The organism is Neobacillus sp. B4I6 (assembly GCF_050434045.1).
Lineage (GTDB): Bacteria > Bacillota > Bacilli > Bacillales > Cytobacillaceae > Neobacillus.
Genome location: NZ_JBNPWB010000002.1, coordinates 400912 through 425154, shown reverse-complemented (window position 1 = coordinate 425154; position 24243 = coordinate 400912). Strand labels below are relative to the sequence as shown.

25 protein-coding genes, 1 pseudogene and 1 other annotated feature are annotated in these 24243 nt (G+C 41.3%); of the genes and pseudogenes, 2 read left to right on the top strand and 24 right to left on the bottom strand.

What is annotated here, in order from left to right; translation table 11 throughout:
- Positions 1 to 300: 300 nt before the first annotated feature.
- The 7 genes and pseudogenes from QF028_RS03880 to nadB all read right to left on the bottom strand — a co-directional run bounded on the left by QF028_RS03880 (position 301) and on the right by nadB (position 8469).
- A complete protein-coding gene (locus QF028_RS03880; RefSeq protein WP_410883837.1) occupies positions 301 to 846 on the bottom strand; it encodes a BofC C-terminal domain-containing protein in 546 nt (181 codons plus the stop codon).
- A 131-nt stretch (positions 847 to 977) separates the two neighbouring features.
- Positions 978 to 1673 (bottom strand): YhcN/YlaJ family sporulation lipoprotein, encoded by a 696-nt coding sequence (locus tag QF028_RS03875; RefSeq protein WP_429464244.1) that lies wholly within the window; start codon positions 1671 to 1673, stop codon positions 978 to 980.
- A gap of 105 nt (positions 1674 to 1778) precedes the next feature.
- Positions 1779 to 2768: a phosphotransferase gene (locus QF028_RS03870; protein ID WP_429464242.1), complete on the bottom strand. Its 990-nt coding sequence runs from the start codon at positions 2766 to 2768 to the stop codon at positions 1779 to 1781.
- A gap of 1903 nt (positions 2769 to 4671) precedes the next feature.
- Positions 4672 to 4806: pseudogene (gene safA / locus QF028_RS03865) on the bottom strand (SafA/ExsA family spore coat assembly protein); the annotation flags it as partial.
- A 163-nt stretch (positions 4807 to 4969) separates the two neighbouring features.
- Positions 4970 to 6067 carry a quinolinate synthase NadA gene (gene nadA / locus QF028_RS03860; RefSeq protein WP_429464240.1) on the bottom strand — a complete coding sequence of 366 codons (1098 nt, stop codon included), beginning with the start codon at positions 6065 to 6067 and terminating at the stop codon, positions 4970 to 4972.
- Between the two features lies 1 nt (position 6068).
- The gene (nadC, locus tag QF028_RS03855; RefSeq protein ID WP_168245211.1) at positions 6069 to 6917 is read right to left on the bottom strand and encodes a carboxylating nicotinate-nucleotide diphosphorylase; all 849 of its coding nucleotides are present in this window, start codon (positions 6915 to 6917) and stop codon (positions 6069 to 6071) included.
- The gene (gene nadB, locus QF028_RS03850; protein WP_429464238.1) at positions 6886 to 8469 is read right to left on the bottom strand and encodes an L-aspartate oxidase; all 1584 of its coding nucleotides are present in this window, start codon (positions 8467 to 8469) and stop codon (positions 6886 to 6888) included. Before nadB ends, nadC begins: the two co-directional genes overlap by 32 nt.
- Before the next feature lie 203 nt (positions 8470 to 8672).
- Between nadB and QF028_RS03845 the strand changes: the two genes are divergently transcribed.
- Positions 8673 to 9824 (top strand): IscS subfamily cysteine desulfurase, encoded by a 1152-nt coding sequence (locus QF028_RS03845; protein WP_429464236.1) that lies wholly within the window; start codon positions 8673 to 8675, stop codon positions 9822 to 9824.
- A gap of 55 nt (positions 9825 to 9879) precedes the next feature.
- Positions 9880 to 10416 (top strand): transcription repressor NadR, encoded by a 537-nt coding sequence (locus QF028_RS03840; protein ID WP_429464234.1) that lies wholly within the window; start codon positions 9880 to 9882, stop codon positions 10414 to 10416.
- Positions 10417 to 10470: 54 nt separating this feature from the next.
- On the opposite strand, the gene pheA is transcribed toward QF028_RS03840, so the two are convergent.
- The 17 genes from pheA to QF028_RS03755 form a co-directional block, all read right to left on the bottom strand.
- Complete coding sequence (gene pheA / locus QF028_RS03835) at positions 10471 to 11328, bottom strand: prephenate dehydratase (protein WP_168245214.1); 858 nt, start codon at positions 11326 to 11328, stop codon at positions 10471 to 10473.
- A gap of 59 nt (positions 11329 to 11387) precedes the next feature.
- On the bottom strand, positions 11388 to 11837 hold the full coding sequence (locus tag QF028_RS03830) for an ACT domain-containing protein (protein ID WP_168245215.1): 450 nt from the start codon (positions 11835 to 11837) through the stop codon (positions 11388 to 11390).
- Between the two features lie 39 nt (positions 11838 to 11876).
- Positions 11877 to 13169 carry a GTPase ObgE gene (gene obgE, locus QF028_RS03825; protein ID WP_410883851.1) on the bottom strand — a complete coding sequence of 431 codons (1293 nt, stop codon included), beginning with the start codon at positions 13167 to 13169 and terminating at the stop codon, positions 11877 to 11879.
- A gap of 63 nt (positions 13170 to 13232) precedes the next feature.
- Positions 13233 to 13775 (bottom strand): Spo0B C-terminal domain-containing protein, encoded by a 543-nt coding sequence (locus QF028_RS03820; RefSeq protein WP_429464232.1) that lies wholly within the window; start codon positions 13773 to 13775, stop codon positions 13233 to 13235.
- Positions 13776 to 13985: 210 nt separating this feature from the next.
- Positions 13986 to 14279 carry a 50S ribosomal protein L27 gene (gene rpmA, locus QF028_RS03815; RefSeq protein WP_066257887.1) on the bottom strand — a complete coding sequence of 98 codons (294 nt, stop codon included), beginning with the start codon at positions 14277 to 14279 and terminating at the stop codon, positions 13986 to 13988.
- Positions 14280 to 14291: 12 nt separating this feature from the next.
- Positions 14292 to 14621, bottom strand: coding sequence for a ribosomal-processing cysteine protease Prp (locus QF028_RS03810; RefSeq protein ID WP_429464231.1), 330 nt, complete (start codon positions 14619 to 14621; stop codon positions 14292 to 14294).
- Between the two features lie 15 nt (positions 14622 to 14636).
- Positions 14637 to 14945 carry a 50S ribosomal protein L21 gene (rplU, locus tag QF028_RS03805; protein WP_168245219.1) on the bottom strand — a complete coding sequence of 103 codons (309 nt, stop codon included), beginning with the start codon at positions 14943 to 14945 and terminating at the stop codon, positions 14637 to 14639.
- A 13-nt stretch (positions 14946 to 14958) separates the two neighbouring features.
- Positions 14959 to 15040, bottom strand: a sequence feature (ribosomal protein L21 leader region).
- Between the two features lie 70 nt (positions 15041 to 15110).
- On the bottom strand, positions 15111 to 16571 hold the full coding sequence (locus tag QF028_RS03800; protein WP_429464229.1) for an Rne/Rng family ribonuclease: 1461 nt from the start codon (positions 16569 to 16571) through the stop codon (positions 15111 to 15113).
- 201 nt (positions 16572 to 16772) lie between these two features.
- Positions 16773 to 17639, bottom strand: a complete 867-nt coding sequence (locus QF028_RS03795; protein ID WP_429464227.1) for a M50 family metallopeptidase — start codon at positions 17637 to 17639, stop codon at positions 16773 to 16775.
- Positions 17632 to 18420 carry a peptidoglycan DD-metalloendopeptidase family protein gene (locus tag QF028_RS03790; protein WP_429464225.1) on the bottom strand — a complete coding sequence of 263 codons (789 nt, stop codon included), beginning with the start codon at positions 18418 to 18420 and terminating at the stop codon, positions 17632 to 17634. Before QF028_RS03790 ends, QF028_RS03795 begins: the two co-directional genes overlap by 8 nt.
- Positions 18421 to 18556: 136 nt before the next feature.
- Positions 18557 to 19360, bottom strand: a complete 804-nt coding sequence (gene minD / locus QF028_RS03785) for a septum site-determining protein MinD (RefSeq protein WP_088089143.1) — start codon at positions 19358 to 19360, stop codon at positions 18557 to 18559.
- Between the two features lies 1 nt (position 19361).
- Positions 19362 to 20042, bottom strand: coding sequence for a septum site-determining protein MinC (gene minC / locus QF028_RS03780; RefSeq protein ID WP_215000832.1), 681 nt, complete (start codon positions 20040 to 20042; stop codon positions 19362 to 19364).
- A gap of 162 nt (positions 20043 to 20204) precedes the next feature.
- Complete coding sequence (mreD, locus tag QF028_RS03775) at positions 20205 to 20723, bottom strand: rod shape-determining protein MreD (protein WP_429464222.1); 519 nt, start codon at positions 20721 to 20723, stop codon at positions 20205 to 20207.
- Positions 20720 to 21601, bottom strand: a complete 882-nt coding sequence (gene mreC / locus QF028_RS03770; RefSeq protein ID WP_410883862.1) for a rod shape-determining protein MreC — start codon at positions 21599 to 21601, stop codon at positions 20720 to 20722. Before mreC ends, mreD begins: the two co-directional genes overlap by 4 nt.
- A gap of 92 nt (positions 21602 to 21693) precedes the next feature.
- A complete protein-coding gene (locus tag QF028_RS03765) occupies positions 21694 to 22716 on the bottom strand; it encodes a rod shape-determining protein (RefSeq protein WP_214731769.1) in 1023 nt (340 codons plus the stop codon).
- Between the two features lie 160 nt (positions 22717 to 22876).
- Positions 22877 to 23566, bottom strand: a complete 690-nt coding sequence (gene radC, locus QF028_RS03760; protein WP_429464219.1) for a RadC family protein — start codon at positions 23564 to 23566, stop codon at positions 22877 to 22879.
- Positions 23567 to 23610: 44 nt separating this feature from the next.
- A complete protein-coding gene (locus tag QF028_RS03755; RefSeq protein ID WP_088089149.1) occupies positions 23611 to 24183 on the bottom strand; it encodes a Maf family protein in 573 nt (190 codons plus the stop codon).
- Positions 24184 to 24243: the final 60 nt, after the last annotated feature.

Sequence of the window (24243 nt, the reverse complement as noted above, 5' to 3'; positions counted from 1 at the left end):
GACGAAACATCAAACTATTCGGAATTCGGGATTCGCTGATAGAACTGAGAAATTCGCTGATTGGAGTTTGGGATTCGCTGATAGAGTTGGATTCGCTCAATGAATGACGGAATTCGCTCATTAAACCTCAAAATTCGCACAATGGACTGCGGAATTCGCCCATTAAACCTCAAAATTCGCCCATTAAACTCTATTTTCCGCTAATAAATCATTAAGATTCACAAAAGTACGACTCGAACAAGGAGAATTCAAAAAAAAACCAGGCTGAAGTGGCGGCATCAGTCTGATTCGGTGATGTTACTATTCTTTTTTTAAAGAATAAGGCTTAAATGTCTCTAAAACTTCAACAAATCGATCTTTTGTTTTGATTGGTATACCTTGAAGAAGTTCTTCTTGCTTCGTACTTTCCAACTTCTTAATATCTATTTGAAAAAATGATTGGATAATTCTCAATTGGTCCGGTCTTCCATTAAAAATGCTCAAAACACCATCTTCTGTTATCCCAAAAAAGCCATTCGCTTTAAGCAATGGTGATATGTCATTGACCTGTCTCCGAAATACCATGGTCGAATCATCGATATCAGCCAGCTGCCATTGGTCATATTTTGCCCAGAAATTCTCGGCAGACCAGCAAGTCTCGTGGACTACTTCTTGACTTATTTCCCCATCTAAATAGACCCTTTCCAAAATAACGGTTACATGTAAAGGTTCAGTCTTTTTATGGGTATCCATTTGTGAAGCAGCGGCGATAATGGTCATTCCTTTGGCATTAAAAATAAACATGAAGAGAAGAACAGCGAATCCGGCGAGACTATACCGATACCATGCCATCCACTTATACCTCATGCTACTCACCTCTTATTGTTAAAAATTGAACAATCTATCCAGTACTAGTTTAGCCTTATTTTGCCTTTTTATCCTTCATGCAATATTAAAAGGGCAAAGCTCGTAAGCTTTGCCCTCTACCGCGGAAGGAATTACCTTCCGCCCTTTTCGTGCTGATTATCTTTGTTGAAATTGCGGTCGCGGCCAAGGGTTCCTTCATCGGTTATGACCTTTACCGTTCTTCCGTTTGCGTAGGGCCTCACGGCTCTCTTAATTGCACTTTTTGTAGCAGCGGCTTTACCTTGATCATTTAACACTACTGAAACAATGACAGTATTTCCATAAGCGACGGATCTTACGGTCTGTACATTCGGAATCGCTTCTACTTTGTTTCTGACTTTATTAGTAAAATTATCCTGGAAGTCAGGATCCGTAACAACCCCGGCATTTCCATTTTTTACATTCAGATGACCATGATAGTTCATATCGCTTGTACTAAAACGATTATCGCGTTGGAAAAAATTACGGTCTTTGGAAGCTAAAGGTGATGATGGATTTTTTGGATTTCCATTTTCGTCTCGTGATTGAAGCTGCCTTCTTCTGTTTTCATTTGTAACTTGATCCTCATCCCCAAGAGAATGGTCCATCATTTCCGTTATTGCCCCGTCATCATCCCTAAATAAATCGTTATCTGAAGTTGGGTGGTTTTCATTGGAATAATATCCAACCGGGCTTAACGAGTTGTTATTGTTTTTATTAACACCCGCACGATTATTATCATTTGCGCATCCAGCCAGCCCCAACATTAATGCGGCTGAAAGAGGAATCATCCACTGCTTCTTGTTCAAGCGAAAAACCCCCTCCATTAACATCCTGAGCATGAGCTTAACATGCTCATTAATAGGGTGTTATTTTCGGGGGGATTTCATTCAGACGGAAAATTCCAAAGCTGCTCAGTCCAATAACTCCCTTAGGTGGTCAATAAACTTTTTTCTTGCATAAAACTGACTAATGGTTAAATCCATTACCTGTTTATATTTTGTATGATCTGTGTACGATTTTTCACGGATCATTCGATTCCATTCCCGAAAAATATCGGCGGGATAGGCTAAGGCAAATAAAAAAGCCTCTTCGTGTAAGTATTTTTTAATTTGTTTAAGGCTCGACAGTCTGTCAAATGACCAATCGGTAAAAGGCAAAATTCGGTTTGCATATTGTAAATAATCAAATGATGCGGGTCCGATACTAATTAAATCAAAATCAATGAGATGTAACTGCCCCTCTGTATCCCTTAAAAAGTTATGATGGGCTACATCCCCATGCAATATTACGGTTGGTTCTTTTTGAAAAAAGACACGATTATTTTCCATACCTTCAAGTGACCATTTTGCCCAAGACAACATTTCCGAGATGAAGAGCTCATTGATAAAATACCCAAGATAGGGAAGATTATTGGAGAAAACATTTAACCTTTCTGTCCATTTTTCAATAAGGTGCCCTTTTGGCAGTAAGGTTCGATAGCGTGATTCAAACGAAGCTGTGGTTTGGTGAAATTGCTCTAATAACTCCATTCCTTCTTGGCGATTTTTATGAGTATGAAAAGAAAATACGTTTTTATTCGGCGGAATGTACTCCATACATCCGAAGTAAGTTCCCTCAAAAAAAAGCTGGTCTCTCACTGGGGATGTTAAAAACAAATATGTCTTTTTAAATCCTTCTTTTTTCAATGTTGCTGTAAAGGCTTCTTGGAGCCTAAGTCTACTGTTGGTATGATACCCTTTTATGACATAATCATTTTTATTCGTTCTTAAAAAAATAACGGATTTTCGAATCGGAATCATCTGAAGGATTCTATCATAGAACTTTGATTGAAAATAAGAGAGGAGACGATCAAAATAATCATCGTCTCCCTTTTTATTATTTGCTGTATTAAAGGCTCTCATCTTGGTAACCCGGCATACCGTAAGGACTTGTTCCAACCGGACCCATACCATATGGGTTCATATAAGGAGGCTGTGCAGCATTAACAGGTCCTGTATATGGTGCGCTATAGATTGGCGGCGTTGGCGGTACAAAGTTTGGTGGCATGGCTGCTGGCTGCGGTGTGGTTTCCGGTCCAGGCATTCCAGCTGGTGCAGCTCCACAGCCGCAATCCCCCATCGCTCCGGTTCCTACTGGTAACCCCTGTGTTGGATTTGGCTGCTGCATGAATGGACCTGGTCCCTCCATTTCTGGTGTTCCAAAGCCTGCAGGTGCACTCATTGGACCACCCATATGCGGGTATCCGTATGGCATTTGGCCATATGGTGCACCCATTCCATACGGATTAGCCATTGCTGGATTTCCGAACGGGTTTCCAGGCATTACTGGATGTGGAGCAAAGTCAGTTGGGTTGTGTAGTGTCTCGAATCCTGAAGGGCTTTCCATTGGATAGCCCGCTGGCATTTGACCATATCCTCCTGGCATTTGCTGACCAATGCCCGTTGGCATTTGACCATATCCTCCTGGCATTTGCTGACCAGTGCCCGCTGGCATTTGACCATATCCTCCTGGCATTTGCTGACCAGTGCCCGCTGGCATTTGACCATATCCTCCTGGCATTTGCTGGTCATAGCCCGCTGGCATTTGACCATATCCTCCTGGCATTTGCTGACCAGTGCCCGCTGGCATTTGACCATATCCTCCTGGCATTTGCTGCTCATAGCCCGCTGGCATTTGACCATATCCTCCTGGCACTTGTTGGCCATACCCTGCTGGCATTTGCTGCTCATAGCCCGCTGGCATTTGACCATATCCTCCTGGCACTTGACCATATCCTGCTGGCATTTGTTGGCCATAACCTTGTGGCATTTGACCAAAAGCTGCTGGGGAACCGATTGGCTGCTGTGGTGATTGCGCACCCATTACAGCACTCGGATTATACGCTGGGTTCATAACAGGTAGCTGCGGCATAAAGGATGATGATTCATCATCGAAATGCGGCGCTACAAACGATGCACCTGCAACTGACGGAGCATTACCAGGATACCCACTTGGCTGCATTGGCATCGACATACCACCATCTTGCATTTGTTGATAAGGCATTGGCATCGGCATACCACCATCTTGCATTTGTTGATAAGGCATTGGCATCGACATACCACCATCTTGCATTTGCGGGTAAGGTATTGGCATCGGCATACCCCCACCTTGCATTTGCGGGTAAGGCATGAATGGGTTCGGGTTCATTTCCATCGGGAAACCAACTCCAAATGGTGGACAGAATCCAGGGCCAGGCATAACTGGCGTAACAGGTACACAAAAATCTTGTTGCGGTGCCACTTCTACAGGTGCTTCCATGACTGGTGGTGGAGCATAAACAATATTCTCTTTTATTGGAGTCTCTTTTATTGGTACTTCTTTGATTGGTACTTCTTTAATTGGGACTTCTTTTTTTGGTACTTCTTTTATCTCAGGAAGTATATTGGCAGGTTTAGGCGGCTGTTGAACAGTCATATTTTGCATGTTCATCATGTAATAATTGTTGATATCTATTTCTGGGACTATTTGTAGAGGCATTTTTGGAGTATAAGGTGCTTTTGGTGCTTCCTTAATTGGAGCTTCCTTGATCGGTGCCTCCTTGATTGGTGCTTCCTTGATTGGTGCCTCTTTGATTGGAGCCTCTTTAATCGGTGCTTCTTTCGCAATTGGCGCTTCCTTAATCGGTACTTCTTTAACGGGTTTCTCTTTGACTAACGGTTGCTCAGCAAGCGGCATTTCTTTTTTTACTCCTAAGTTGATTGTAGTACCAGGTTTGGTCCCCATCGGTGCTTCTTTTTTTATCGTTCCACCTGAAGTTGGGACCTTTATTTTCATACCGGGCATAATCATATCAGGGTTGCTGAGCTGTGAATTCATCTTTTTCAGCTCTTCAAAATTCACGCCGTACTTCTTGGCAATCTTCCAAAGAGTATCCCCTTTCTGTACGATATGGATCTTCACTCTGATTTCCCCTCCTATGGCATAAGTCCATATAGTCTATGTGAAAATGGGCAAAGTGCTATCCTTCTTCACAAAAACTTATGCTATTTTTCAAAAGAATATGAATCCCCCCTAAAATATAAAAAAGATGCAATCTGGTAAATTGCATCTTTTTTAATATTAATTATGAATTTAATAACATCCGTTCAAGCGCAAGTTTTGCATTTTCAGCAATCTCAGGACTTACTTTAATGATATTATTTGTCTCTTCTAGTGTATCTAGGCTCCAAACTAAATGCGGCAGATCGATTCGGTTCATGGTTAGACACGGACACATATGCGGATTTAACGAAATGATCTTTTTATCCGGGTGATTTTTTATTAACCGATTGACAAGATTCATCTCCGTTCCAATCGCCCAAGCTGTTCCGGGCTCAGCACTTTCAATCGCTTTGATAATATAACTAGTTGATCCGGCCATATCCGCTAGCTCCACTACCTCACGGCGGCATTCCGGATGAACGATAATTTTCATATCAGGATATTGACTGCGTGTATCGCTAACATTTTGGACAGTGAAATTCTCATGAACCGAGCAATGCCCTTTCCAAAGGATTACTTTAATTTTTGAAAAATCACCTTCGTATTCCAGGACATGATTAATTGGATTCCAAATCGCCATTTCGTCTAAACCTACGCCTAAATCAGCGGCAGTATTTCTGCCTAAATGCTGATCTGGTAAAAATAATATTCTTTCCTTCATTTCAAATGCCCACTTAACCATCGTCTCGGCATTGGATGAAGTGACCGTAGCCCCGCCATGTGCACCGACAAATGATTTAATTGCTGCGGTTGAATTGACATATGTTAATGGAAGAATCGTGTCTCCGAATATTTCCTGGAGCGTTTCCCATGCTCTTTCTGTTTGCTGGATATCCGCCATATCAGCCATCGAACAACCTGCGCGCATATCAGGCAAGATCACCTTTTGCTTTTCACTTGTTAAAATATCTGCCGTTTCTGCCATGAAATGTACACCACAGAAAACAATAAATTCAGCTTCTGTATTTTCAGCTGATAATTGCGCAAGTTGCAGGGAATCACCTGTCGCATCAGCAAACTGAACGACTTCGTCTTTTTGATAATGATGACCTGGAATAAACAGACGTGAACCGAGCTGTTTCTTTACCTCCATCACACGGTTTTCAAGTTCTTCTCTCGTCATTTGCTTGTATTTTTCAGGAATCATGATATTTTTTTGTAATGTAGCCAAAATATTCATTTTACTCATCTCCCTTATTCCAAAGTACTTTTACACTGATGTCGAGTGCTTTATATGAATGAGTTAAGTATCCAAGTGAGATATAATCTACACCTGTATCCCGAAAATCAGCAATATTGGCTAATTGGATTCCGCCTGAGGCTTCGGTAATGATGTTAGCCGGGACTAATTTTATCAATTCCTTAATTTCATCAGGGGTCCGATTATCAAACATGATGACATCCGCCCCTGCATTTACGGCTTCAATTACTTGTGCTTCCGTCTCCGTTTCCACTTCAACCTTCACCATATGACCGGCATTTTTGCGAATCGCTTCTACCGCCTTGGTAATCGAGCCGGCAAACGAAATGTGGTTGTCTTTAATCATGACCCCATCGTATAATCCAAAACGGTGATTAAAACCGCCCCCAGTGCGAACAGCGTATTTTTCAAGCATCCGGAGTCCTGGCGTAGTTTTCCGTGTATCACAAACTTTTGTATGTCCACTATCAAGGGTGTGAACTGTTTGACGCGTTAAGGTAGCAATCCCGCTCATCCTTTGAATAAGATTAAGGATGACTCTTTCCCCTTTTAATAAATCAGCTATTTTTCCAGAGACATGTGCTAACTTGTCGCCGTATTTGATTGACTGACCATCCTTCACAAACACTTGAGTTGAAATTTCGTTATTTAACAGCTGAAATCCAGTTTTGATAATTTCTTCTCCACAAAAAACACCATCATCTTTTGAAAGAAAAACAATTTCCCCATTTGTGCTATCACCAAAGATTAGATCGGTCGTAATATCCTGTTCCCCGATATCTTCCATAAAAAATTTCTCAAGTTGCGAGCGCAGTTTCAATGTGTTCATTGGACTTCTCCATTCCCTGATTATAGTTATGAATAATTGATTTCCTTAACCAACTGTGATTTTCTTCTTTCGGATAATCACTTCTGAAGTGACCGCCCCGACTCTCTGTCCGCTTCAATGCAGATTCTGTGATTAGATTGGCGATGATCAGCATAAAAACCTTGGTCATGTCTTGTGTTGAACAAGTATCTAAATGGATCTTTTCGGCCTTATATTGAGAAACCCAAGCTTGCTGCTTTTTCAGATTTGCTTTATTTCGGACAATTCCAACCCGTTCCATCATTAATGCTTTAATTTTTTCAATGGTTGGCAAATTCATTTTTTCTTCCTTCGTTGGATAATAAAAATAATCCTGCACGAAAACTTGTGTTTCTTTACCCGCTTCATTGATCCATTTCGACAACTGTTCCCCTTGAAATAATCCCTCTAATAAGGAATTACTAGCTAAACGATTTGCACCGTGCAATCCAGTGCAGGAGGCTTCCCCGATCGCATAAAGCCCATCAATCGAAGATCGTCCAATTAAATCGGTTTTAATTCCTCCCATTAGAAAATGACTTCCGGGTGCGACAGGGATTTTCCCATCCGAGATACGGATTCCATTGTCCTCACAAATAGAGGTAATCGAAGGAAATCTTTTACTAAATTCTTCAATTTTGCTTATATCCAAATAAATTTGTTTGCCTTTTTTTATAAATTCATAGATCCTTTGCGAGACTACATGCCTCGGGCCAAGATCTTTTAAGGGGTGGACACCCTCCATAATAGGAGTACCATCCTCGGTAACTAGGGTCGCCCCTTCTCCCCTAACGGCTTCAGAAATTAACCCCTTTGTTTCACCGTTTATAGATAAAAGCGTAGGGTGAAATTGAATAAATTCCATATCAACGATATCAGCACCGGCTAAATAAGCCATCGCAATTCCATCGCCGCTGACTGTTTTAGCGTTGGAAGTGTAGGTATATAATTGTCCGCAGCCGCCTGTCGCGATAATGACATGATTGCCGTAAAACCTTTGAATCGCACCTGTTGATGTTTTGGCTTTAACACCTACACAACGTTTCTGTTCGGAATTTAGCAGTAATTCATAGGCAAAGACATTCTCTTCGACCGTGATATTTTTCTTACGCTTAAGCTGACTAATCAGAAACTCCATGACGTTTTTGCCAGTGGCATCGCCACCGCCATGTACAATTCTCTTTTCGCTGTGAGCCCCTTCCATCCCAAGAAACAATTCCCCCGTTTGATCTTTATCAAATATATCCCCTTTGCAAGCAATGTTCTTGATCAGATCTGGTGCGGCATTAATGACTTGCTGAACAGCATCTTGATTGTTGTGAAATCTTCCCGCTTCCAGCGTATCGACAATATGTTTAGAAGGATGGTCATTTGCACCCAACGCTGCCGCAATCCCACCTTGGGCCAGATACGAATTCGCCGTTCGTAATTTCCCCTTTGTGAGAATTCTCACATTCAATTCATTATTTAATTGTACAGCCAGCTGTAAAGCGGCTATTCCACTTCCTATAATTAATATATCGTCATTTGTCATCTAATAATCCTCCTGACCTAACAGGTGTCTTGACATATATATTTACATAGATTTAAACTAAAAACAAGTATTTTTATAGAAAAGTAGAAATCACAGTGTTAAACATGGCTGTTGATTTCCGCTCCAGGCGCTTCGATCAACGTATGCTTTAAAATCAACAATGACCTTTACCACCACCAAAAAAATTCGAGTATTGGAGATGTATGATGAAATATTTTGATTTTGCAGCAACAACTCCATTAGATCCTGAAGCAGCCGAAGTGTATTTGAAAGTTGCCACTGAATACTTTGGCAATTCCAGCAGCCTCCATGATATCGGAGGACAATCAGCTGCCTTACTTGAAAATTGCCGTGAAGAACTGGCTAATCTAGTTGGGGTTGATAAAAATGGAATATTCTTCACTAGTGGAGGATCAGAAGGGACTTTTTTAGCTATAGAAGCCTTGTTATCCTCCCCTAAAAAGAAAGGGAATCATATTATCGCAGGTGTGGCGGAACATTCATCCGTCCATGGGACCCTTAACAGACTAAAGGAAGCTGGCTATGACATCACATTGCTTCCGTTAAATTCAAATGGTTTGATCAATCTTGAACAACTAGTAAAGTCGATTACACCAGAAACCATACTAATGACCCTGCAGCATGTTAATTCTGAGATTGGGACGATCCAGCCAATCGCTGAAATCGCTAAAATTTGCCAGGATCACAATATTCATCTGCACAGCGATTTTGTTCAATCTTTTGGAAAAATGGATCTAAAATCAATTGCTCCGCATGTCAGCAGTTTTTCTTTTTCAGGACATAAAATCTATGGACCCAAAGGGATTGGAGGCGTCTATGTTGATCCCCGTATTAAATGGCAGTCGTTTTTTCCAGGAACCTCTCATGAAAAAGGATTCCGTCCAGGCACGGTCAATGTCCCTGCAATTGCCGCAATGACAGTTGCCGCACAGAAAATAACTGGAAGCTTGCAAGCGGATCATAATAAATATCGATTGTTGCGGAAGGCTTTTATGGATACGCTTGAGCCCATTAAGGAACAAGTGAGGATTTATCAAGGTGACGAAGGTTCGCAGCTCGCTAGTATTATCGGGCTTCGGATTTCCGGAATTGAAGGCCAATGGATGATGCTGGAATGCAATCGATTAGGGTTCGCGATTTCAACGGGCAGCGCCTGTCAGATTGGCATGCAGTCTCCGGCCAAAGTCACGCAGGCACTAGGATTATCGACGGAAGAAGCAAAAGAGTTTATCCGCATCTCTTTTGGCCATTCCACTAGCTTGGAGGATGTTATTCAACTTGGGGAAAGCATCGTTAAAATCGTGAATGCCTTCAAGTCCGCTTCCGTTATATAAAAAAATTTAAACTGTGCTAAAATAGGTAAACAGCAATAGAAATAGGAGGAATTATATGGTCGAGCAAAAAAAAATATTGGGAGAGGAAAGGAGGTCTTTAATTCTACAACAGTTAAAAGATAGCCCTGTCCCGCTGACAGGAAGTGAACTTGCCAATCGAACCAATGTAAGCAGACAGGTGATCGTTGGGGATATCACTCTTCTTAAGGCTAAAAATGAACCCATTATTGCAACCAGCCAAGGTTATATTTATTTAAAGCAAAACTCCAGCACTTATTCCTTTGAAAGAACAATCGCATGCAGACATTTACCGGAAGAAACAGAAAGGGAGCTAAATCTGCTAGTTGACCATGGTGTGTTAGTGAAAGATGTAAGAATTGAACACACGGTTTACGGAGATTTGACCGCATCGATTATGGTTTCAAATCGCCAAGAAGTTAAACAATTCTTGGAAAACATGCAAAAAACCAAAGCTTCCTTATTATCTGAGTTAACGGAAGGAATCCACCTTCATACCATTTCAGCCTCAAGCACCCAAGTCTTAGATAAAGCCGAAGCAGCCCTTAAGGCAGAAGGTTTTATGATTGAATAGCGCCTTGATAGACAGAACAATAAAAGGACCCGAAATACTCGGGTCCTTTCGTTATTAATCCAATTTCACCATAACGGATGGATAGCTTCCTAATAATTTAACACTACAGCCTAATGCCTCTAGCTCTGCCATTGCTCCAGGTATCAATACCTCATCAAATTCCATTTCGATATCAATAATGAAAAAATAATTGCCAATTCCAGTTTTCATCGGCCGAGATTCAATTTTTGATAAGTTTAACTTTCTCCAGGCGAACGCTGATAACACCTGATGAAGGGCTCCAGCTTGGTCGTCCTCAGGCAATGTAACCATCAGTGTCGTTTTGTAATGGGATGAACCACTCATGGCCTGGAAATCAAAATTCTCTTTTGTTAGAACCACAAACCGCGTGTGATTATAGTCAAAATCATGGATGTTCCTTTGGACAATCGCCAACCCATATTCTTTTGCCGCTAATTCATTCGCAATCGCGGCCGCTTTTAAGGCAGGTTGCTCCATTACCATTTGCGCCGCTGCTGCAGTGGAAGACACACTCTCAAACGGCACTCCTTTTAATTGATTATGTAAAAATTTATGGCACTGAGCAATCGCATGAGAGTGGCTGTATACCTTACTTACATCACGCCAATTGTCCATATTATCAGGATGAACCATCAAATGCTGCTTAATAGGTAACGTAATTTCACCAATAATCGGAATCTGAACAACATGTGTTAAATAATCAAGTGTAATATTGACTGAGCCTTCCAAAGCGTTCTCAATTGGAACGACTGCAAGATCCACTTCTTTATCTACGATGGCATCGACACTTGCAGGAATCGTCTGATAGGGCACAAGTTCAAATCCTTGAAAAACCTTTTTCACTGCTAACTCTGTGAATGTAGCCTTTGGTCCTAAATATCCAACCTTCACTATTTCCCCACTCCTTATTTTTTTAAAAAGAAAGCTGAGAGCCGGTAGTAGTTTTTCACCTACACACCTGTTCCCAGCACTTCTACCTTTTCTACAAATTCGAGTTTCCTTAGTTCTTTAAGTAACTCATCTATTTCCATCGTAATGTTTGAAGTGTTTAATGAGAGAGTCACATTCGCCCTGCTTTGCAACGGAATCGTTTGGTGAAGGGTAACAATATTGCAGCCTGAATTGGCCACAACACTAAGCAATTTTGATAGCGTGCCTGAACGATCTTCTAGGTGAAAGAAAAGCGAGATAATCTTTTCCTTTTTAATGGACGAGAAAGGAAAAACAGTATCTCTATATTTATAAAAGGCACTTCTGCTTAAATCCGCTTTATGAACTGCATCTGCAATTGATTCTGCTTTACCTCTCTCAAGCATTTCCTTGACATCAAGCGTTTTTTTCATCGCTTCTGGCAACACATCTTCACGCACTAAGTAAAATTTTTTATCAGCGTTTTCCATTTTTATCACCCTACCTTGATCTCTTCAGGGCCTTTCCTTCTACTCAATAAACTCGAATTCAAACTCCATTAATTTCACAATATCCCCGTCTTTTGCTCCTCTTTCCCTTAACGCTTCATCAACACCAAGACCACGAAGTTGACGTGCAAAACGGCGGACGGATTCTTCTCTTGAGAAGTCTGTCATCTTAAAGAGCTTATCTGTTTTTTCACCAGAGACAACAAATGACCCATCAGGTTCTCTCGTAATTCTAAATGCTTCCGGCTCTGCTTCGTGCTTATAAAGAACACGATGGACACCCGTTATTTCCTCTTCTTCATGTTCAAGTGGAAATTCTGGTGTTTCCTCGATCTTATCAGCTACAGCAAACAATAGCTCACGCAGTCCTTTTCTTGTTACGGCTGAAATAGGGAAGATTGGATAATCCTCTTCCAGCTGCTCCTTAAACTTTTTCAAGTTTTCCTCAGCTTCAGGCATATCCATCTTATTTGCAACGATAACTTGTGGCCGTTCTGTCAAGCGCAGGTTGTACTCTTTTAATTCCTTGTTGATTGTAAGGTAGTCCTCATATGGGTCTCTGCCTTCCATCGCTGCCATATCAATGACATGGACAATAACCCTTGTCCGTTCTATATGACGTAAGAATTGATGGCCGAGGCCAACCCCTTCACTTGCCCCTTCAATCAAACCTGGAAGGTCTGCCATAACAAAGCTTCTGCCGTCTTCCGTTTCTACCATACCAAGATTCGGAACAATTGTGGTAAAATGGTACTCGGCGATTTTCGGTCTTGCCGATGATACAACCGATAATAATGTCGACTTACCAACACTTGGAAAACCAACTAATCCGACATCAGCAAGCAGCTTCAATTCAAGAATGACTTCACGTTCTTGGCCTGGTTCTCCATTTTCAGATAACTCTGGTGCTGGATTGGCCGGAGTTGCAAATCGAGAATTTCCACGTCCGCCACGGCCGCCTCTTGCAATAATTGCCTGCTGTCCATTCTCGACTAAATCAGCAATAACTTCCTTCGTTTTTTCATCAATGACCACTGTTCCAGGCGGTACCTTAACAATCATATCCTTTGCACCGGCACCGTGCTGGTTCTTGGACATGCCATGCTCGCCGCGCGGTGCTTTAAAGTGACGCTGATAACGGAAATCCATCAAGGTGCGCAAGCCTTCATTTACTTCAAAAACAACATTGGCACCTTTACCGCCATCACCACCGGCTGGACCGCCTTTTGGTATATATTTTTCCTTACGAAACGCAACCATACCATTTCCGCCATCTCCGGCTTTTACATAAATCTTCGTTTGATCAACAAACATCTTATTCCTCCAGTCTGCATATCGAATTAACTTTTGTCACGAAAAAAACCTCAGTTTTTTAGCCTACTTTTTTTGAATAGGGATAAAAACTTCTACTGTGAGTTCGCTTTCTGAGAATTCCTTGACCACTACATCCAGTAGAATATTGGGGTCTGAAAGGAATGCTTCAATTAATTCACTTTTTATTATTATCCCGCTAAAATCAAAAAAGAAACGAACTCCTTCTGATTGCGGATCAATTGATATTGATAAATGATTTTCTTGGAATGCTTCAATTGCCTCATTTAAACACTCAAAAAAAAGGCAAGTCCACTTTGTGATCTGTTCTTCATTAATTTGAAAGGATTCCGAATCTTGAAGAACTTCATATTCAAGCTTAAAAGAGGAATTCTCCCAATTAGACTTAAACAGCAGTGAGGCAAATAAAGGCATTTTTAAATTTGTTAGTTTTGACTCATGCTGTGCTTCAATAATAATTTCGTCAATAACCGCTTTTGCCCGGTCGATTCGATTTAAATCCAAGTTCCCCTTAATTAACTGAAGCCTATTTAACCAATCATGTCGAGAGTGCCGGAGCACCTCAACAATATCCCATTCTTTCTCCATACGTACACTCCCACATTAAGTGTCACAACACTATTTTGCTGATAGTATATCAAAAAAATAACCCTGAGTAAGCAATTTTATGTGATGAAAGATCATTAGAGGCAAAAAGAAGCATCTACGAAGTAGTTTTCCTGAAGAATATATGGAAGGAAAAATTCGTTAGCAAAAAGAAAACTCTAACCAAACAGGTTAGAGTTTTCGCTAGTTACCTTAAGCTTCTTGAGCTACTGGATAAACGCTCACTTTTTTGCGATCACGACCGAAACGTTCAAATTTCACAACGCCGTCAACTTTTGCAAAAAGAGTATCGTCTCCTCCACGGCCAACGTTTTCACCTGGGTAAATCTTTGTACCGCGTTGACGGTATAGGATTGAACCACCAGATACAAATTGTCCGTCTGCACGCTTAGCACCAAGACGCTTAGCGTGTGAGTCACGACCGTTCCTTGTAGAACCTACACCTTTTTTAGATGCAAACAACTGAAGATCTAATTTTAATAACATTCATTCCACCTCCTACTTTTTGAAGGTAATCTTTATGTGCTTTCCGTATTCTTCTTCAATCGTACGCAATGAAACAGTCATACCTTCTAGAAGAAGTTGTACTTTCTCATAAATGTCTCCCGAAAGATGTTCCGGTACAACACAGCGGAGAAAGCCGCCCTCATGCTCAATCTCGGGCGTGACACCTGTTAGGGCGTGCACAGCGTTGATTGCTCCAATGGATACTGCAGATACGCCTGCACAGACGATATCCTTGCCTCGATTGGCGAAAAATGCATGACCACTTATTTCGAATGATTGAATAAATCCGGACTCTGTACGATTAATCGTAATTTGAATCATCTATGATTCAACACCTTACGCGTTGATTTTTTCGATGACTACTTTAGTGTAAGGTTGACGATGACCTTGCTTCTTGTGGTAGTTTTTCTTCGCTTTGTACTTGAAAACAGTAATTTTCTTTTGACGACCTTGCTTTTCAATTTTAGCTGTAACCGTAGCGCCTGCAACAACAGGGCTTCCTACTTTTACGTTTTCACCGCCAACGAAAAGAACTTTATCAAAAGTAACTGTTTCACCAGCTTCTGCATTAAGTTTTTCAATGTAGATAGCTTGGCCTTCTTCGACTTTCACTTGTTTACCACCAGTTTCAATAATTGCGTACATGAACTGCACCTCCTTATAAACTCAGACTCGCCATATACAGGCGCTTATGCTTTCACACAAATCTTACTACCTGTTCTGTGCGGTTGTAGCACGGGTGCTACAAACATAACATCAAAATCCTAACATAAAATAAGCAAAAGTGTCAATAGAAATTTAGGAATATGATTAGGAATCAAATGCTTTTTGTGAGATCTCACTCACATTGCCGAACTGCTTTAATATATAATAATGGCGGGCTGAAGGCTGAACTGAAAAATATAGTTTGATATGCATTAGCTCCTCTAATGCTTCCCGGTGGGCTTCATTCGGTCCTACCAATTCCTCTTTCACCGCTTGAGTTGTTTCGACCAAGACTGCCTCAAATTCCGAATAGCGGTGCTCTAACAGCTCCCGTTCAAGCCTAAAACCAACCGTTTCAGGACTAAGGATTCGGCCAGTCCCATCACAAACAGGACACTTCACCTCAAGTGCCTCAGAAAGAGTAACCTTTGTCTTCTTCCTAGTCAGTTGGAGAATGCCTAACGGTGTAAAGCCAATCATTTTTGTTCTTTTCTGATCCTTGGTTAATTCTGTTTCAATCAGCGTGAGAATCGATTGCTTGTCCTCAGCGCGTGTCATGTCAATGAAATCAATAAGGACAATCCCGCCAATATCGCGCAGACGCAGTTGTCTTACCACTTCTTTTGCGGCCAACTGGTTTGTTTTTAATACCGTGTCTTGATAATTTGTCTTTCCGGAAAATTTCCCGGTATTCACATCAATAATCGTTAACGCTTCAGTTTCGTCAAAGATAAGGTAAGCACCATTATCAAGCCAGACAATACGCTTGAGGGCTTTATCAATTTCATGTTCCACTTTATGTACAGAAAAAATATTCTCTTTTCCATTGTAGTAAATGGATTTGAGTTGATCATTTTTTTCCTCAGCTAGCTTTTTTAGCGCTAAATCATCAACGATTACTTCCCCACTAGTCATTCTAGCTACTTGGTCCATAATCAATTCGATAAAGGTATCTTTTTGAAAAATGATCCCTGGTTTTTTCATCGTGGCCACATTCTGCAACAGCTCTTGATGGTTCTCGCGCAGGTTCATTAGTTCTGAAAGGATTTCATCTTCTGTACTCGTTATCGATGAGGTACGGAAAATGATCCCCTCTTCCTCTGTTTTCAAACGACTGCCGATCCGGCGAAGTTTTGCTTTTTGACCTTCGTCGGCGATTTTTTTAGACACCGCCACATAGCGGCCTTTTGGCATGTAGATGAGATTGGGCCCTTGTATTTCAATAATTCCCGTCACGCGAGCACCTTTCGTCCCCGTTGCATCCTTATCGACCTGAACCAGCATTTTTTCACCTTGGTGGGCAAACGAGGTGACAGACTTTTGTTTTTCGGCAGATAAGAGATAGGAAGGAAGTACATCACGGTGTAAATACGCATTTTTCTCTTCGCCAATATCAATGAATACGGCATTCATCCCCGGCAATACTTTTGTCACAGTCCCAAAATAAATATTACCGACCAGTGATCGATGTTCTGGTCGGTCAAAAACGATATTTTCCACGCGGTTGTCTTTCAGATAAGCAAATCGCTTTTCGCGTGAATTGTAATTAATAATAAGTGTTTCCAATCAAGCGACCTCACTTTTTTCTTTTCATTATACCTTTTTAGTTAGGCTATGTGAAACATGCATGTTGATTTCCGCTCCAAGGCGCTTCGCTTTCCGCGGGCGGTCCGGGGAGCCTCCTAGGCGCTCTACGCGCCTGCGGGGTCTCCCCTGCCCCGTCCTCCCGCAGGAGTCTCGCGCCTTCCGCTCCAATCAACATAGGGTTTAATAAGAAAAAAGAAGGTCGCTGATTTTATCGGTTAGACGTTTCTCGGTAAAATAGGCGTGCAATAGTTCATTTTCATCTAACATCCCTTTTTCTTTGCCGTCTGCTTCGACGATAATTGGATGTTTACAGCCACGTTGGAATTTTTCTAGGACGTGTATAAGCAGCTCCTGTTCATTGGCCTCAATCGGTTTCAAGGTCCGAAGACTGGATTTTTTCCCATAGTAACGCTCCAGCAAGAATCTCATAAAAATATAGCGCCTCTGCTTCCATTCGTGGTAAAGCGAGAAATAAAGGAAGGCAATGATGATCCAGACATTGATATGTGTCGGGGCTGCGATCACGATCACCAGTGAAAAGATCGATAGGCTGACCAACGAAAGGATGAGCGTTAGGCGATGGGCGATCGGGAAGGAACTTTTTAATGAGAGCAGTAAGAATACCAGTTTCCCGCCATCCAGCGGCCAAACCGGAAAAAAGTTAAAAACAAAAATCATGAGATTATAGCTTAAGAAGAGCTGAAAAAGGTCTTCAGGCATTAAGTTGACGGTAACCAACCCATAGGCTAGGGCTACCATCCACACATGCTGCAGCGGCCCTGCAAGGACGACTATCGTCTCTTCCTTTAACGGCCGATTGCCATGCTCATCCATTTCAGCAACCCCGCCAAACGGCAGCAGGGTAATTTTCTTGATTCTCCATGAAAAAAAAGAAGCTGCAGCAGCATGCCCCATTTCATGAATAAAAATGATCCCAAGCAACAAGCAAACCTCAAGGAAATGAGCGGTCACAATTGAAAGTCCAATCACAATCCACAATAAGGGATGGATAGAGATAAGTTGGAATAAATTCATGGCTCTATTCAAAGCGTATCACCTGAATTGGGTCGATGAAATCATCGCCTTTTTTTATGGCAAAGTAATATTTTCCTTTGGTTTTATCTTCTCCTGCCGACACTGAGACCGTGCCAACTACTTTTCTTTTATCGATATATTCATATAAGTTAACCTTGATTTGGTCCAAATTCCCGTACCAGGTTTCGGTCGCATCGGAATGCTGAATAATGACTGTTTTCCCCAATCCTTCCTTCACCCCTGCGAAGGTAACGATGCCATCATTAATGGTTTGGACGGACGCCCCTTTTCCTGTTTCAATCATGATACCTTGGCCATTTTTTTCAAAGTTTTCAAGAATTTTTCCCATTGCTGGTACGGAAAATTCCTTTTCGACTACTTCTTTTTTCCCAGTTTGATCTTTTTCAGAAAATGGCAGTAGGGCCAATGGTTTCCCAAACTTGCTTTCGTACCAGTTTGAGACGGTCGCAAATTTAAAATCCTTGTCCATTGTTTTCATGACCACGTCTCTAGCTGGCTCAAAAGTAGCGGAATGGTTCCTAAATAGTATCGCTATCACTAAAAACAGGAGGACAGAGGACAATATTTTGAAAAAAAATACTTCCTTCTTAAACAATGGATGCCCATCATCGCCATTACTGCTTCCTGATGAAGTAAACTGATTGAATCCATATTTTTCATCGTCACTAGGCCAAGCAATTTGGCGGTCGGGACTTTTTACAGATGTTGCCCCAGTATCATTTTTTCGCTTTGCGATTCGCCGCCTAATTTCTTCCGGTGTAGACCGCGCCATCCCCATCACCCCTTTTCCCACTAATTTGTACAAGTCTATGAGGGAAAAGGGAAGAGTATGTCTTAAAAATAAAAACAGCCTGTCCACAAGTTAGTGGGCAGGCTGTTTGAAAAAGTAGGCGCTTCCGCATTTCTAATTAACGAACGCCGAAGAATTTTTTAATTTTTTTGAAGACACCTTTATCTGCATCCTCGAGTGACTGGAGCGGGATGGATTCACCGAGAATCCGTCGGGCAATATTTCGATAAGCAATCGATGCTTTGTTATTCGGATTCAGGGCAATCGGTTCACCATGGTTAGAAGCTTTAATTACCTCGTCATCATCCGCTACAATTCCAATGAGCTCGATGGAAAGATGCTGGGTAACTTCATCAATCTCAAGCATATCACCAGTCTTCACCATATGATTTCGAATCCGGTTGATCACTAATTTGGGCGACTCCATATCGGGTTGTTTTTCGAGCAAGCCAATAATTCGGTCTGCATCGCGTACAGCAGATGCCTCTGGCGTTGTAACAACAATCGCTTTATCTGCTCCAGCAATGGCATTATGAAAACCCTGCTCAATTCCAGCAGGACAATCAATAATGATATAATCGTAGTCTTGCTTTAATTCTAAAATCAAATCTTTCATCTGTTCTGGCTTCACAGCGGATTTATCCACCGTTTGCGCAGCTGGCAGTAAGTATAATAACCCGTCAAATCGTTTGTCCTTCACAAGGGCTTGATGGATTTTGCATCTTTTTTCAACGACATCGACCAGATCATAAATGATTCTGTTTTCAAGTCCCATTACGACGTCCAAATTCCGAAGACCGATGTCTGTATCTACTAAACATACTTTTTTTCCTTGAAGGGCTAATGATGTGCCGATATTAGCAGAAGTTGTTGTTTTTCCTACTCCACCCTTACCGGATGTAATTACTATTGCTTCTCCCACTTTAATGTCCCCCTTCTAATCTTGTTAAATTAGGTCTTAATTGGATTAAAACTTGCAATCTATCAACAATGATTTGACGCTCATCATCTATATATGCACATTCCATTTCCCGTTTTTCATTGCTTTGGACACTGTCTGGTGCTCTATTTAAACAATCACTAATTCTAAGCTGGGATGGTTTCATATTTGACGCAGCAATGACTGCTTGCTCATTGCCATAGCAGCCGGCGTGGGCCATACCTTTTAATGTCCCCATGATAAAAATGTTACCGCCGGCCATCACCGTTCCACCTGGATTGACATCGCCAATTAATAGCAGGTCCCCAGGCACTTCGAGGACTTGTCCAGAACGAATGATTCTAGAAACCGTCATGACCTCTGTTTCGGCTATTAGACGCTCAGCTTCTTCCTTCGTGATTACGTTTGATACAATCTCATCAACCACAAAATTCTTCTTTTTGAGAATTAAGTTTTTTAGCTCTTCCCGTTGCGATTCCGTAATATAGCGGTTGCCGATTGCCACTTTGACAGAGGTTAACTGACGCTCATCCTGAGTCCTGGAGTTCGCTGAAAGCTTATGATCGAGTTCCCTTTTTAGTTCTTCATAGGAACAGGTATCATCAAGATGAAGGACGAGACCTTCCTTCGTTCCTTTTATTGTAACATTTTGCCGTTTTTTCATGGAGAAATTTTCACCTCATAATAAGAAAGCAATTTCGAAACAAGCAAAATTCGTTGTTTCAATGGGATTTGCAAGCCCTTATGCTTATTCCGAATCAAAAGTACATACTATCTTAATAAAAATTCGACACGATGCGTCCATTCTCCTCTTTTTATAAAAAAATCATTCATCCCTTAATGCTTCCGAATGTTTTTCAAATAGCCACTTTAATGGATAGGCGATAATTAGAGTAATAGCTGCATTTAATAAAAGGGTAGGGTAAAAACGCAAGTTAATAAAGCTAATAAAATCAAGGTCTGTTACATGGATTAAATAATTCATTTCATAAACACCCATCTCTAATAACGAGATACCGAGAAGGGCAGCAAGAAAAGCAGTGATAATATTTGATTGCAAAACCTGCAATAATTTATAAATAAGATAGGAGATAAATGGATATAGAAAAAAATAAATACCGATAATTTCGACATAAACAATGTCAAATAAAAGCCCAAAAATGGCCGCATAAATAATTCCGTGTTTTTTTCCGACAAAAATCGTTAAAAACAAAATGGCTGTAAACAGAAAGTGAGGGACAAATATTCGCTCAAAGCCAAAAATCTTTGCCGGTAAAAACTCGACAAAAAGGCTTTCTACGATAAAAAGAAACAGAAATAAAAGAGGTAGAAGGAATTTTCTCAAAACTCCCTCACCTTCCCATCTGATAAATCACTTTTAACTGGCTGAGTCATTAATCTTTTTATGACAATCACATTTTCAATATCGTAAAAGTTCGCTCCTGGTTTCACTAAGGCCGTTTGATTTAAGCCATACTGATCGGGTTTAACATCAACCACTTTTCCAATCATCAGCCCTTTTGGAAAAACACCACCTAAACCGGAAGTAATCACGGTTTGGCCTTTTTCAATTTTTGAGCCAGATGGAATCGCCTTAATTAATAGTAATTTTTGTTTGTCATCAAAACCCTGTACAAATCCATAAACATCTTTTTTGCCTTGAACGACAGCAGAAATTCGATTCTTAGGATCCATTGCACTTAAAAGTTGTACAGTAGAACTGAATTGTGTCACATTTTTTACTTTTCCAATGAGACCGGTTGCCGTAACGACAGCCATATTTTTTTCGATGCCGTTTAGTTTGCCTTTGTCGATAATAATCATTTCATGCCAACGATCAGGGTTTCTGCCAATGACGGTAGCTGGTAATGGTTTAAAGTCTCTCAGGGTCTTTTTTTCACCGAGAATGTCACGCAATTCTTCATTGTCATTTTTCAACTCTTGGACTTGTGCTTCAAGATTGACAAGATTTTCGATCCGCGATTTTAATTCTTTATTCTCATCGTATGTATTTTGCAAATCCTGGAGATTTTCAAAAAAGCCTGCAACAAAATGGGTAGGCTTTGAAACCAGGGATTGAACCCAGCCGGTTGTATCTTTGACAAATTGCTCCGGCCAGGATAGTTTACTTCTCTCCCTTAAAGAAAACCCAATCAATGCCACGAGAACAATGATGCTGACAAGCAAAATAATCAGACGTTTATTCAGAAAGAACTGTGGCATGATTATACACCTCTATTTTCCTAGATAAAAAGTATAGTTTTAAGCTTTGATAGTTATCTTGCTCCAGCGGCTAACGGGCGCTGCCGCTATTCTTAGCGTGAATCTCTCGTTTTGTTTTTAAATAAATGAATATGATCGAGAGCTTTTCCTGTCCCAATCGCTACGCAATCGAGTGGATTCTCGGCAATCAGAACAGGCATTTTCGTTTCTTCACTAATCACTTTGTCTAAATTGCGGAGCAGTGCCCCCCCACCTGTTAGGACAATCCCGCGATCCATAATATCGGCAGCGAGTTCCGGCGGTGTTTTTTCTAACGTATTCTTGACCGCTTCTACAATCGCAGAAACCGTATCGCGTAATGCTCCAGCAATTTCTTTTGCGGAGATTTCGATTGTCTTTGGCAGACCCGTTAATAAATCCCGGCCGCGAATCTCCATATTGTCGACACCTTCAGGATCCCCTGCAGAGCCAATTTCCATTTTAATCGCTTCAGAAGTCCGGTCCCCGATCATCAAGTTATAATTTTTTCGAATATAAGAAACAATCGACTCGTCCATTTCATCGCCAGCAACACGGATTGAAATGCTTGTAACAATTCCACCTAACGAAATAATCGCCACTTCGGTCGTTCCCCCGCCAATATCGACGACCATGCTGCCAGTTGGTTCCCAAACAGGCAAATTGGCGCCTATCGCCGCAGCAAATGGCTCTTCAATGGTATAGGCATCCTTTGCCCCTGCTTGTCTAGTGGCATCGATCACCGCTCTTTCCTCGACCGCTGTAATCCCAGAAGGCACACAAACCATCACGTATGGATTTCCCGTAAATACGTTCTTCCCTTTCTGTGCTTGACGAATATGGTACTTCATCATTGCCGCTGTGGTTTCAAAATCAGCGATGACTCCATCCTTCATCGGTCTTAAAGCGACGATATTCCCCGGTGTCCGTCCAATCATATTTTTCGCGTCGTTACCAACTGCGACAATATTCTTCGTATCTGTCTGCATTGCCACAACGGATGGCTCGCGTAAGACAATTCCTTTTCCTTTTACATATACAAGGGTATTTGCTGTCCCCAAGTCAATCCCAAGATCTCTAGCTCTTATTCCAAACATAATTTTGTAGCTCCCTTTCTGATACGTAATACAAAAACTCCAATAGGTTGGTAATTACTTTTATATCATGTCTTTTTTCTCAATATTTATCTAGTTAAGTCTTAAGCAGTCCTAAAAAACCATAAGCAATATTATAACTTAACGTCAAATAAAATCATAGTTATAAATACCCTTTTTCCTTGAGACTCACAAACTTGTTCTCTCCGATGATTAAATGATCGAGTAAATCGATGCCAATTATTTTTCCGCATTCGACCAGTCGCTTGGTCACCTCAATATCCTCGCGGCTTGGTGCCGGGTCGCCACTCGGGTGATTATGCGCTGCAATAACGGAAGCAGCTGACCGCTTTAACGCCTCGCGGAACACCTCCCTTGGATGAACAATCGAGGCGTTTAAGCTGCCAATAAAAATCGTTTGTTTATGGATTACTTGATTCTTAGTGTTTAAATACATACAAACAAAATGCTCTTGTGATAAAAAGCGCATATCATTCATCAAATACTTCGCACCGTCTTCCGGCGAGCGGATGACATATCGGTCCTTGTAATCCAGGTTGGTAATCCTTCTGCCAATTTCGACAGCAGCAAGAATTTGAACGGCCTTCGCCGAACCAATTCCTTTTATCTCAGTCATTTCTTCTAACGTAGCCGCTTTTAATAGTCGTAACCCTTCAAAATGGGTCAGCAGTCGATTCGACAGTTGCAGAACCGATTCGTCCTTTGTTCCGGTTCGAAGTAAGATGGCAATCAATTCATGATTGGATAAGCTTTGTGGTCCATGCTGAATAAAGCGTTCTCTAGGCCTTTCATCTTGAGGGAAATCACGGATCATTAATGTATTGGTGGACACTTTTTTTCCTCCCTTTTTTAAGGGAGTTAATGAACTAAAAAAGTTTAATACGGCAACTGGTAGCCAGCCTTTTTCAATTCTCTAATCGTTCTTGAAACAGGCAGACCGACAACCGCAAAATAGTCTCCATTTATTTTTTTGACAAGCATACTTCCGAGCTGCTGAATGCCATATGCACCTGCTTTATCAAGCGGTTCACCACTTTTTACATACGCCCGTATTGAGTCGTCAGTTAACTCCCAAAACCAAACTTCTGTTCTTTCATAAAACGTTGTTGTACCTGTTGGAGACACAATCGAGACTCCAGTAAAGACATCATGCTGCTTTCCTGACAAGCTTTTTAACATCGTAAATGCTTCTGCTTCATCTGCAGGCTTTCCTAAAATTTGATTATCCGCCACAACTATTGTGTCCGAGCCAATCACAAAGGCGTTCTGGTTTTCTTTAAAAACCGCCTGGGCCTTTCGATCGGCTAACTCCATCACTACTTCTTTAGGAGAGAGAGCTGGGTCAAAACTTTCATCAACTTCACTACTTGAAATCGCGAATGTTAAACGGAGAGTTTCTAGAAGTTCTTTTCGCCGTGGAGAAGAAGAGGCTAAAATGAGGTTCTGCATTCGATCACCTTACCTTTTGGTACGTATTAGGGAGATACAATTCAATCGTATCAGAAATTG

Coding starts and splice junctions, on each gene's coding strand:
- QF028_RS03765 (WP_214731769.1), bottom strand. CDS start 22,716: ATGTTTGGAATAAGAGCTAGAGATCTTGGGATTGACTTGGGGACAGCA.
- QF028_RS03755 (WP_088089149.1), bottom strand. CDS start 24,183: ATGCAGAACCTCATTTTAGCCTCTTCTTCTCCACGGCGAAAAGAACTT.
- rpmA (WP_066257887.1), bottom strand. CDS start 14,279: ATGTTATTAAAATTAGATCTTCAGTTGTTTGCATCTAAAAAAGGTGTA.
- QF028_RS03790 (WP_429464225.1), bottom strand. CDS start 18,420: ATGGCGCGGTCTACACCGGAAGAAATTAGGCGGCGAATCGCAAAGCGA.
- QF028_RS03845 (WP_429464236.1), top strand. CDS start 8,673: ATGATGAAATATTTTGATTTTGCAGCAACAACTCCATTAGATCCTGAA.
- QF028_RS03880 (WP_410883837.1), bottom strand. CDS start 846: ATGAGGTATAAGTGGATGGCATGGTATCGGTATAGTCTCGCCGGATTC.
- nadC (WP_168245211.1), bottom strand. CDS start 6,917: ATGAACACATTGAAACTGCGCTCGCAACTTGAGAAATTTTTTATGGAA.
- minC (WP_215000832.1), bottom strand. CDS start 20,042: ATGAAAAAACGGCAAAATGTTACAATAAAAGGAACGAAGGAAGGTCTC.
- QF028_RS03870 (WP_429464242.1), bottom strand. CDS start 2,768: ATGAGAGCCTTTAATACAGCAAATAATAAAAAGGGAGACGATGATTAT.
- nadA (WP_429464240.1), bottom strand. CDS start 6,067: ATGAATATTTTGGCTACATTACAAAAAAATATCATGATTCCTGAAAAA.
- mreC (WP_410883862.1), bottom strand. CDS start 21,601: ATGCCACAGTTCTTTCTGAATAAACGTCTGATTATTTTGCTTGTCAGC.
- QF028_RS03840 (WP_429464234.1), top strand. CDS start 9,880: ATGGTCGAGCAAAAAAAAATATTGGGAGAGGAAAGGAGGTCTTTAATT.
- obgE (WP_410883851.1), bottom strand. CDS start 13,169: ATGTTTGTTGATCAAACGAAGATTTATGTAAAAGCCGGAGATGGCGGA.
- rplU (WP_168245219.1), bottom strand. CDS start 14,945: ATGTACGCAATTATTGAAACTGGTGGTAAACAAGTGAAAGTCGAAGAA.
- QF028_RS03810 (WP_429464231.1), bottom strand. CDS start 14,621: ATGATTCAAATTACGATTAATCGTACAGAGTCCGGATTTATTCAATCA.
- nadB (WP_429464238.1), bottom strand. CDS start 8,469: ATGACAAATGACGATATATTAATTATAGGAAGTGGAATAGCCGCTTTA.
- QF028_RS03820 (WP_429464232.1), bottom strand. CDS start 13,775: ATGGAGAAAGAATGGGATATTGTTGAGGTGCTCCGGCACTCTCGACAT.
- QF028_RS03830 (WP_168245215.1), bottom strand. CDS start 11,837: ATGGAAAACGCTGATAAAAAATTTTACTTAGTGCGTGAAGATGTGTTG.